The organism is Bacillus sp. 7894-2 (genome assembly GCF_002272225.1).
Classification (GTDB): domain Bacteria; phylum Bacillota; class Bacilli; order Bacillales; family Cytobacillaceae; genus Cytobacillus.
In genome coordinates this window covers 1-9,799 of record NZ_NPDG01000141.1, presented here as the reverse complement: position 1 = coordinate 9,799, position 9,799 = coordinate 1, and the positions used below count along the sequence as shown (strand labels likewise).

Here is a 9,799-nt window from a genome sequence, read left to right as displayed (position 1 = left end):
AATAACAAATGGCGTTCCCGATAGGAATCGAACCGGCGATCTCCTGCGTGACAGGCAGGCATGTTAACCGCTACACTACGGGACCAGCCATAGAAAACCGTCGGAAATAAAAAAAGTGACCCGTACGGGATTCGAACCCGTGTTACCGCCGTGAAAGGGCGGTGTCTTAACCGCTTGACCAACGGGCCATTGTTAGAATTTTCTGGCGGAGAAGGAGGGATTTGAACCCTCGCGCCGCTTACGCGACCTACACCCTTAGCAGGGGCGCCTCTTCAGCCACTTGAGTACTTCCCCAAATATGGCTCCGCAGGCAGGATTCGAACCTGCGACCGTTCGGTTAACAGCCGAATGCTCTACCACTGAGCTACTGCGGAATAATAATAAACTTGATCGAAAAAACAGTTAACATCTTATCGACTCTTCATATTATAAGGACGCGCACTATAAAAGTCAAGCATCTTTTTAGAAGAATTTATTAGCCGCTTGTCCTGTATTGACCTGCGACAATTATTAAATATAAAGCGTACTTAATCTAATGTCAATTCTTTTTTAAACACTAATTTCCCTTTGCATTTACCGCAGACATATTTCTTCGTATCAACTTTTCTTTTTCTCCGATAAGTGTGGCCGCATTCCTTGCACATATATAAAAGAATCTTAGCAGATCTATTTGTCTTCGGACGATCAGGCAAGACTGAACAAAATCGTGGTGCTCCCACTTTCTTCAATAGCATTCTGAAGTCCTGATCACGGTGTTTATATCCTTTTCCTTCTAAGTGCAAATGATAATGACATAACTCGTGCTTAATAATTCCCTCTAATTCTTCGGCGCCAAGCTGCTCATAATACTTTTTGTTTATTTCAACATGATGCGAATTCAGCATATATCTTCCGCCAGTGGATTTTAGGCGTGAATTAAAATATGCCTGGTGGCAAAAAGGCTTGCCGAAGCTTTCTAATGATATCTTTTCAACAAGTGTCTGAAGCTCCTGGTCATTCATCGCAATGTTTTTCCTCTCTTATCGTAAACATGACAACCTATTATAGCATACATTATATATACCTTTTACAGCTCTGAACTCTCCTTCGCCCAGGAAGCCAATTATCAGATTCCAATTAACGGGAGGTAAATCTTATGCCTGTATGGTTTCAAAATCAAATCCAGCGTGCCTTTTATGAAAAAGACCGCTATCAGATCAAACTGCTGAATCAGTGCTGGTTTTTCTATAGAAAGAAACATTGCTCATAAAAGGCACTAATGTCGGCCGTACACTCCAGTCCCGATGCCGAAAATCCCCAGTCCAGCGGAACTCATCAGCAGTCATAAAAAGCATAAGCCAAATCACGCCAGAAATAGTGATTTCCGGTGTGATTTGGCTTATGACTCAAAACTGTGAAATTACTGCCTTCTATTAATTAGAATGGCCCAGCATTGTTAAAGCGACTCTTCCCTTTTGTTTATCAACAGAGTCCACCCAGACTGTTACCACATCACCAACAGAAACGACGTCAAGCGGGTGTTTGACAAATTGGCGGCTGAGCTTGGAAATATGAACAAGTCCATCCTGTTTGACTCCAATATCAACAAATGCTCCGAAGTCTACAACATTCCGCACTGTCCCTTGCAATTCCATTCCTTCCTGCAGGTCTTCAAGCTTTAGAACTTCTTTTTTCAAAAGAGGCTTCGGCAGTTCATCACGCGGATCTCTTTCAGGTCTCATTAAAGCGTCAATGATATCCTTCAATGTCAGCTCACCGATTTCAAGCTCCCGGGCTGTCCGGCTGAGATCTATGCCTTTGAGCGCCTCTCTTAGCGAAGGTGAACCAAGGTCATTTGATTGAAAGCCGAGAGTAGCCAGCAATTTATTTACTTCTGCATATGTTTCCGGGTGAATTCCCGTCCGGTCCAAAGGCTCTTTTCCATCGACAATCCGCAGGAAGCCTATTGCCTGTTCATAGGTTTTGGCACCAAGGCGGGGGATTTTTTTCAATTGCTTGCGGTCCGTGAATTTCCCTTCCTCTTCCCGTTTCTTGATTATATTAACGGCAACAGTTTTTGACAGGCCTGCTACATGCTGCAGTAATGAAGATGAAGCGGTGTTTACATTGACGCCTACCTGGTTTACTGCTGTCTCCACAACAAAGGAAAGAGATCCAGACAGCTTTTTCTGGGAGACATCATGCTGGTATTGACCAACCCCCACCGACTTCGGATCAATTTTAACCAATTCTGCAAGAGGATCCTGGAGGCGTCGGGCGATTGATACAGCACTTCTTTCTTCCACCTGGAAATCAGGGAACTCTTCTCTGGCAAGATCCGAGGCAGAGTAGACGCTCGCCCCCGCTTCATTGACAATCAGATAGAATATCTCCTCTTTCATGTCCTTTAATATATCTGCGATGAACTGTTCGGTTTCCCTTGAAGCAGTCCCATTGCCGATGGCAACCATTTTTACTTTGTAGGTTTTTAGAATTTGTATGACTTTCTCCCGTGCCTGATTCGTTTTGGAAGCAGGCGGATGCGGATATATGACTCCGATATCAAGTACTTTTCCTGTTTCATCTACAACAGCCAGCTTGCAGCCTGTTCTGTAAGCAGGGTCTACCCCAAGCACGACTTTTCCTTTTAACGGAGGCTGAAGCAGCAGTTTTCTGAGATTTTCAGAAAAAATCATGATTGCCTGTTCTTCTGCTTTTTCAGTCAGCTCATTGCGTATTTCGCGTTCAATCGATGGCATGATCAGACGCTTGTAGCCATCATCAATGGCTTCCCTTACAATCGTACCTGCAGGAGAACGTTCATCCTTTATCCACTTTTTATATAAGTACTTTAAAATAAATTCGGTATTTGGCTTTATGTTAATCTTTAGTACTTCCTCTTTTTCACCGCGGTTTAATGCAAGTGTGCGGTGTGGAACAATCTTGCTCACCGGTTCCTCATATTCGTAATACATTTCATAAACGCCTTTTTCGTCATTCTCTTTATTTCTCACAGAGGACTCAATGGTCCCCTTTTTGGCTGTTTCCATACGGATCCATTTTCTGCTCTCCGCTTCATCTGATACCCACTCTGCAATAATATCTTTTGCGCCGGCGATTGCTTCTTCCGCTGTGGTTACTTCCTTTTCATCAGATAAGAATTCTTTAGCTTTTGCAGCAGGGGTTTCATTTAGCGAAAAAGTGAGAAGCCACTCAGCAAAGGGTTCAAGCCCTTTTTCTTTTGCGGCAGTTGCTTTTGTGCGGCGCTTTTGCTTATATGGCCGGTATAAGTCTTCTACCTCCTGCAGCTTCACCGCTTTGTCAATCTTAACTTTTAGCTCTTCGGTCAATTTTCCTTGTTCTTCAATTAAGCGGACTACCTCTTCTTTACGCTGATTAAGGTTTTGTATGTATTGCCAGCGCTCCATGATATCGCGGATTTGAACTTCATCCAGTGCACCTGTCTGTTCCTTTCTGTATCGGGCAATAAAAGGAACTGTGTTTCCTTCTTCCAGCAAGCTGATTGTGTTCTTTACTTGTTTGATGGCTATCGATAGTTCCCCAGAGATTAAATTAAGTATTTGATCTTGTCTATCCAATGTTTTTTCCAAGTTCATTCCTCCATCATAGAGTCTCAATATTCATTTTATCAAAAGAACAAACAAAAAGCTTACCCTGTCTAGAGTAAGCTTCCAAGTATGAAAGTAGCATCATCTGAAGTAGATGGATACTGCTTCTTTATATCTTCCGAGATAAGATCAATAGGGAGAAATGCTTTCAGCAAAGATTTAACCCCATGGATATTAAAGCCATCTGAGTATATCAAAAATTTAGACTCCGCTTCATACGTAAACCGCTGGGTATGAAACACCTGCGGCCTTCCTGACAGATATCCTGTTACTGGCAGAGGATAAGTGAGTTTTCCTGCAGATGAATAAAGGAAAAATCGAATATTCCCTACACAGCTGTATACAAATTCCCTGGAAGCAAAATGCACTTTAAACAGCGCGACTGCTGCTCCTCTTTTTTGCAAAAGTACATCGTTGCAGAGCTTCATAAGAGTATCCACATCTTTCTCGTGATGCTGCTCTACAACAGAAACAACAGCAGAAGAAGCCTCATACGCATATTCTCCGCTTCCAAGGCCGTCTGCCAGCACACATACAAAGTATTCATCCGTTGCGGTAAAATAATAGCCATCACCGCAGAAAGATTTGCCTTCTTTAGCTGTCTGGTGTGCAATCACTTCGATGTTATCTCTAACCAATTTGGTCATGAAAGGCACTCCGAGTTATTTGTTTCAGAGTGGATTGCTTCCTGAAGCTTTTTGATCGCACGGCGCTGAAGTCTCGAGACATGCATCTGAGAAATCCCCAGTTTATCTCCAGCTTCCTTTTGGCTCATATTCTCAAGATATGTGTATTGAATAATTAGTTTCTCTCTCTCTGACAGAACATGCAGGACTTTTTCAAGCACCAGCATTTGGTTTACTTTTTCAAAGCCCTCGTCCACATTACCGACGATATCCAAAAGGGTGACCGTTCCGCCATCAGAATCAGCTTCGATTGAATGGTCAACAGAAAGAGCCTGATAGCTTTTTCCCATTTCCATCGCTTCCAGCACTTCTTCTTCAGAAACCTCAAGCATATCGGCTATTTCGTCTACTCTTGGCGACCTATGAAGCTCTGTTGTAAGCTCTTCAACGGCAGCTTTGATTTTCGGGCCCAATTCCTTTATGCGGCGCGGAACATGAACGCTCCAGGTTTTATCCCTTAAGAAGCGCTTAATTTCCCCGATAATGGTTGGAACAGCAAAGGCCTCAAACGTTTTTCCGAACGACTCATCATAGCGGCGGATAGCACCCAATAAGCCGACAATGCCTACCTGGACAATATCCTCATGATAGGATCTTCCTTTTGAGTACTTGCGTGCAATGGCTTCAACTAGATTCTGATATTGAAGAACCAGGGTATTTTGAGCATCTTCATCCTGGTGAAGCTGGTAAGCTTTGATTAAAGCATTTGTTTCTTCTTTGGATTTTTGATTAGGTTGAGATTGTTTTTGCATCCCTCTCCACCTGCTCTCCTTCTAGGTATTTGGTCATGAAGACCGTAACACCCTCTTTGTGATGAATTCTTACTTCATCCATCAATGTTTCAATCAGGTATAGACCCAAGCCTCCTTCACGCAAAAATTCCACAGAATCAGTCTGGTCATATGGCCCAATGCCTTGTCTGGCTGATTGGAAATCAAAGCTTTTTCCGCTGTCTGCGACCATTACCTCAAGGCGGTCAGTATATAAACCGAATCCGATGACTACTTCCCCTTGCTCATTCTGTTTGTATGCGTGTTGAACTGCATTGGTGCAAGCTTCACTTGTAGCGATCTTTAGATCTTCAATTTCTTCGTATGCAAATCCCATCCGGCTGGCAATCCCTGATAATGTCAGGCGGATTACCCCGACAAACTCCGGCTTGGCCGGAATTTTCACTTCTATATAATCAAATGGCTCGTTCATTGTACTCCACCTTCAATCCCGCTGTTAATATCGATAATATCCGCCAGGCCTGTAATTTCGAAAAGTCTCTTTAATCGGTCCGACAAGCCAACAATCTGAAATTTGCCGTTATTGGCACGGACATTTTTAAATACACCAACAAATACGCCTAAGCCGGTACTATCCATATAAGAGACTTCAGATAGGTTGACCACCATTTCTACGCCTTCTTTTTCTGTTAAAGGGAAAAGCTCTTCACGGAGTTTAGGTGCTGTGTACGCATCAATTTCCCCGCTTATCATTGCTTCAATCAGCATATCATTTTCTTTTACATCTATAGTAATATTCATAACTGACCCACCTCTTTACATGTCAACTGCTTTTTACTAGTTACCCGCTTTTAAAACCCATTAAACATTTCTTTTTAAAATAATTAAGGTAAAATCATCCCGCAATTGAAAATGCTGAAGTTTTTCAAGTTCTTTATATACGCTATTAACTATTTCCTGTGCACTTAAATGAATGTATTTCTTGATTAATTCCAGCAATGATTCCTTTTCTATAAACCCTTCTTCTGTACGGCATTCTGTAACCCCGTCTGACATTAATATAATCATATCTCCGGGATTTACTCCTTTTTCGTACTGGCGGTATTTAGTTTTTTTATCAATACCAAGAAGCAGGCCTTTCGCAGTCAGCTCGGTAAATTGCTCATTTCCGGCATTATAGAACAGGCCAGGTTCATGTCCTGCAGAACCATATGAGAACATGTGGCTGTTTGTATCATATATTCCATAAAACATGGTAATGAACATGGTTAAATCTACGTTCTGCTCCACTACCCGATTAAGATTTTCAAGGACCGTTTTAGGGTCATTGCGGTTTTCTGGCACACTGTCCATGGCATATTTAATCATGGACATACAAAGGGCTGCAGGGAGACCTTTACCGATCACATCAGCAATGGCGATGCTGATTGTGCTGTTCTCATCCTGAACAAAGTGGAAATAATCACCGTTCATATGCTTGGCAGGAACACTTATTGCTCCGATATCCAGTCCTTCAACAGAAGGAACCTGCGTCCCCAGCAAGGTTTGCTGAACGTTCGCAGCTATTTCCATTTCTGTCTTGAGTTCCTGCTGGATATGTTTTAAGCTCTGATGTTCTCTATAGGCAAAACCATAGCCTATCATGACTTCCAGAAGGATATCAAAAGAATGGTGAACATATTCAGGCAAGTCCGGATAAAGTTCACCCATCAGACTTTTATGAACGCTGATAATCTCTTCAGGAGAGATTTTGTGCTCGATCGACTTCCTGCTGAACTTCTGGCCCTGATACAGTGCCTGTTCAGATTGTTCCTTAATATAATTCTCAAGAATATCCCGATACTTTGATTCCATCATTTCTCGGAAATCCATAACGCTTCCCCCTAACGAAGCCACTTAGTTGCTTTTATATCTGTACCGGTCCCGGGATTGGAGTCAATTAAGAACTCATCCATTAACCGCTTCACACCTGGCAGGCCGGCTCCTAATCCTCCTGATGTCGAGTATCCATCTTCCATTACTTGGCGTAAATCATTGATTCCAGGGCCGCTGTCTGCCGCAACTATACGCAATCCCGCTTTTCCGCCGTCGTATATTTTCTCAATACAGATTTGCCCTTGTCCGGCGTATAAGTAAATATTCCGGGCAAGCTCACTAATGGCTGTAGTGATTCTAGCCTGGTCAACTGTACCAAAACCAAGCTCTTTAGCAACATTCCGCCCAAGCTGGCGGGCTGCAACGATGTCCCATTCGTTTATGATTTTAACGCAGGATTGGTTTTCCATACAGTTACTCCCCCAATTCCTGTTGTAATTTCTCCAAACCTTTTTCTAAATCTAATGCAGTAAGGACATCATCTAACCCAATACCTAACTCAATAAGCGTAATTGCTACGGCTGGCTGTATCCCGGTTATGACTACTTTTGCACCCATCAGTTTGGACATATTTATTACGTCGCCTAGAACTTTAGCGATGAATGAATCAATAAAGTCAATAGATGTTAAATCAATCACGACTCCATTTGCGCTCGTCTCATGGATTTTATGGAGCAGATCCTCCTGAAACTGCAGAGCAGTCTGATCATCTAATTCCCACTGGATGGAGACTAATAGGCAATCGTTCAGCTTTAAAATTGGGATTCTCACTCTCATTCCTCTCCCTCCACCTTCACAATTTTGCGGCTGGTTAACTCAAGAGCCGCTTCTACACCCTTTTTCAAGGTATTTTTTGTGGTGAACTGATTTAAATCAATTCCCAGGTTTACAATCGTCTGAGCAATCTCAGGGCGTATGCCTACAAGCATGCACTTTGCACCGACAAGTCTTACAGCATCTGCTGCCTGTATAATATGATGGGCGACCATCGTATCAACAACCGGCACACCCGTTATATCTATAAGGACCACTTCTGAACGGTGTTTAACCACTCCATTTAAGAGGTTCTCCATAATCTGCTTTGCACGCTCGGTATCAATGGTACCTACAAGCGGCATGACCGTAATTCCTTCGAAAACAGGGATCAGCGGCGCAGATAGTTCCTGAAGGGCAATTTTTTGCAGGGACACAGTTCTTTCCCAAGTAGCCGAATACATATTTACCACTTCATTAACCATGGGAGTCATCCAGCCATCGAACTCGTAAATGACTTTCATTTGGTTTTCCTGGCTGACAATTCCGGCTTCCTGCATGCCCTCGAACACAATCTTTCCGAATGTTTGAAGCCCTTTTGTCACGAAACTGAGCGGCCAGCCCAATCGAACAATTTTCTCAGAGAAATCACTCAATTTTGAAGTGAATTCCTCATTTGAACTTTTTATATTTGAAATAATCAGGTCAATGAATTCCCGGCTTGTCCCGATAAATACCTGATCGGAAACTACCTTCGTAACCCTTTCATCCGCGTTTTCTTTTGTAGCCTTTAGCCAATGATTGAAAATAGAATCTTTATTATTTTGTATAAAATTCAATATTGTCGAATTCATTTGTTCCTCCCTATTTTATCATATATCTATTATTAGCCTTCCAATTCCCCTTTATTGTAAGAAAGCAAAAAAAATCTTCCTGTTTCGCATATACCAATTAAATGATAACAATGAATGCGAGTCAAATGATACCTATAGGGTCTGAAATTAATAATTCCCATCTTTAGGTTAATTCGACAATTTCTTATGAAAATCCTTTTTCCAGTGCATCGATTTCCCATCGAAACAGGAGGTTACTCCCAACTGGAAACGGGTATATCTACAGAACCGGACAATTTTATATAGTAAACGACTTTCTTTTTTACCCTATTGTAAAGAAACTAAACCTATTCAGCTGTAAAAAAATAAAAAAACGCCCTTCAAAAGAGCGTTTGCTAAAATTCGATTAGGCCTAAGCTGATTTGCACGGCTTCATCCACTTTTTCCATCATTTCGTCATCGAGATGGGTTATTTTATCGGTTAAGCGTTGTTTATCAATTGTACGAATCTGTTCTAATAAGATGACCGAATCCCTTTCAAAACCATAACGCTTCGCATCAATTTCAACGTGAGTAGGCAGCTTTGCTTTTTGAATCTGAGCTGTGATTGCTGCAACAATTACTGTGGGACTAAACCGATTCCCGATGTCGTTTTGGATGACAAGCACTGGACGGACGCCGCCTTGTTCTGAACCAACAACTGGGGATAGGTCTGCAAAATAAACGTCACCACGTTTGACAATCAAAGGATTATCCTCCGCTAACTAGACGTTCAACTGTGTGTTCTGCCTCGTATTCCGCTTGAAATGCTTCAGATGCAATCGTCAAATTTATTTTCGCCATCTCCATGTAACCACGTCTCATGGACTCGCGAATTTGTCTCTTTTTGCGTTCACGCAAATACATTTTGGTTGCTTGATAAATGAATTCACTCCGGTTAACGTTTTCCTGTTTAGCAAATCCGTCTAACTCGGTTAAAAGATGCTGCGGTAACTTTACCATTATCTCTGTTGTTGTGCTGGACTCAGACACAAACATACACCTCCACCATCACTACACACCATTTTTATATCTACCATTTTCAATATTACCATTAATAAAGCCCAATGCAAAGGGGATTCTTTAATTCTTCTGTATTATCGGCCAAAAAAATAGTATTTTATGCATGATATCAGAAAAGCGGAAGCGCCTTGCCCACGTATGAACGCAGACTAAAGCGCCACATCCTGTGGCAACTTCTGCATGACCCACATCCTGTGGGCCTCAAGCACAAGACGGTCCTCCCGGAAAGGTGTACTTTGCCTTTTTGGGAG

13 protein-coding genes and 3 tRNA genes are annotated in these 9,799 nt (G+C 42.2%); 1 reads left to right on the top strand and 15 read right to left on the bottom strand.

Annotated elements, in window-relative coordinates; translation table 11 throughout:
- Positions 1-116 precede the first annotated feature (116 nt).
- The 4 genes from CHI10_RS19800 to CHI10_RS19785 all read right to left on the bottom strand — a co-directional run bounded on the left by CHI10_RS19800 (position 117) and on the right by CHI10_RS19785 (position 1,001).
- Positions 117-188: transfer RNA gene (locus CHI10_RS19800), tRNA-Glu, on the bottom strand.
- Positions 189-203: 15 nt separating this feature from the next.
- Positions 204-294 (bottom strand) — tRNA-Ser (locus CHI10_RS19795).
- Positions 295-299: 5 nt separating this feature from the next.
- Positions 300-374: transfer RNA gene (locus CHI10_RS19790), tRNA-Asn, on the bottom strand.
- 153 nt (positions 375-527) lie between these two features.
- Positions 528-1,001: a SprT family protein gene (locus CHI10_RS19785; RefSeq protein WP_095245894.1), complete on the bottom strand. Its 474-nt coding sequence runs from the start codon at positions 999-1,001 to the stop codon at positions 528-530.
- A 134-nt stretch (positions 1,002-1,135) separates the two neighbouring features.
- Here CHI10_RS19785 and cmpA point away from each other — a divergent pair, with 134 nt between their 5' ends.
- The gene (gene cmpA / locus CHI10_RS19780) at positions 1,136-1,249 is read left to right on the top strand and encodes a cortex morphogenetic protein CmpA (protein ID WP_009336300.1); all 114 of its coding nucleotides are present in this window, start codon (positions 1,136-1,138) and stop codon (positions 1,247-1,249) included.
- A 163-nt stretch (positions 1,250-1,412) separates the two neighbouring features.
- Here the strand turns inward: cmpA and CHI10_RS19775 are convergent, their stop codons facing one another.
- The 11 genes from CHI10_RS19775 to CHI10_RS19725 all read right to left on the bottom strand — a co-directional run bounded on the left by CHI10_RS19775 (position 1,413) and on the right by CHI10_RS19725 (position 9,518).
- The gene (locus CHI10_RS19775) at positions 1,413-3,596 is read right to left on the bottom strand and encodes a Tex family protein (RefSeq protein WP_179289090.1); all 2,184 of its coding nucleotides are present in this window, start codon (positions 3,594-3,596) and stop codon (positions 1,413-1,415) included.
- A 62-nt stretch (positions 3,597-3,658) separates the two neighbouring features.
- Positions 3,659-4,255 (bottom strand): PP2C family serine/threonine-protein phosphatase, encoded by a 597-nt coding sequence (locus tag CHI10_RS19770; protein WP_095245892.1) that lies wholly within the window; start codon positions 4,253-4,255, stop codon positions 3,659-3,661.
- On the bottom strand, positions 4,252-5,046 hold the full coding sequence (gene sigB, locus CHI10_RS19765) for an RNA polymerase sigma factor SigB (protein WP_095245891.1): 795 nt from the start codon (positions 5,044-5,046) through the stop codon (positions 4,252-4,254). Before sigB ends, CHI10_RS19770 begins: the two co-directional genes overlap by 4 nt.
- The gene (gene rsbW / locus CHI10_RS19760; protein WP_009336304.1) at positions 5,024-5,497 is read right to left on the bottom strand and encodes an anti-sigma B factor RsbW; all 474 of its coding nucleotides are present in this window, start codon (positions 5,495-5,497) and stop codon (positions 5,024-5,026) included. Before rsbW ends, sigB begins: the two co-directional genes overlap by 23 nt.
- Positions 5,494-5,826, bottom strand: coding sequence for an anti-sigma factor antagonist (locus CHI10_RS19755; protein ID WP_035331808.1), 333 nt, complete (start codon positions 5,824-5,826; stop codon positions 5,494-5,496). The genes rsbW and CHI10_RS19755 overlap by 4 nt, the downstream gene beginning before the upstream one ends.
- A 60-nt stretch (positions 5,827-5,886) precedes the next feature.
- Complete coding sequence (locus CHI10_RS19750) at positions 5,887-6,897, bottom strand: PP2C family protein-serine/threonine phosphatase (RefSeq protein ID WP_095245890.1); 1,011 nt, start codon at positions 6,895-6,897, stop codon at positions 5,887-5,889.
- 11 nt (positions 6,898-6,908) lie between these two features.
- Complete coding sequence (locus tag CHI10_RS19745) at positions 6,909-7,310, bottom strand: anti-sigma regulatory factor (RefSeq protein WP_095245889.1); 402 nt, start codon at positions 7,308-7,310, stop codon at positions 6,909-6,911.
- 4 nt (positions 7,311-7,314) lie between these two features.
- A complete protein-coding gene (locus CHI10_RS19740; protein ID WP_009336309.1) occupies positions 7,315-7,677 on the bottom strand; it encodes an STAS domain-containing protein in 363 nt (120 codons plus the stop codon).
- Positions 7,674-8,507: an RsbT co-antagonist protein RsbRA gene (locus CHI10_RS19735; protein ID WP_076263017.1), complete on the bottom strand. Its 834-nt coding sequence runs from the start codon at positions 8,505-8,507 to the stop codon at positions 7,674-7,676. The genes CHI10_RS19740 and CHI10_RS19735 overlap by 4 nt, the downstream gene beginning before the upstream one ends.
- A gap of 374 nt (positions 8,508-8,881) precedes the next feature.
- Entirely contained in the window at positions 8,882-9,232 is a 351-nt protein-coding gene (gene ndoA / locus CHI10_RS19730; RefSeq protein WP_009336311.1) for a type II toxin-antitoxin system endoribonuclease NdoA, read from the bottom strand.
- A 4-nt stretch (positions 9,233-9,236) separates the two neighbouring features.
- The gene (locus tag CHI10_RS19725) at positions 9,237-9,518 is read right to left on the bottom strand and encodes a CopG family ribbon-helix-helix protein (protein ID WP_035331931.1); all 282 of its coding nucleotides are present in this window, start codon (positions 9,516-9,518) and stop codon (positions 9,237-9,239) included.
- Positions 9,519-9,799 lie beyond the last annotated feature (281 nt).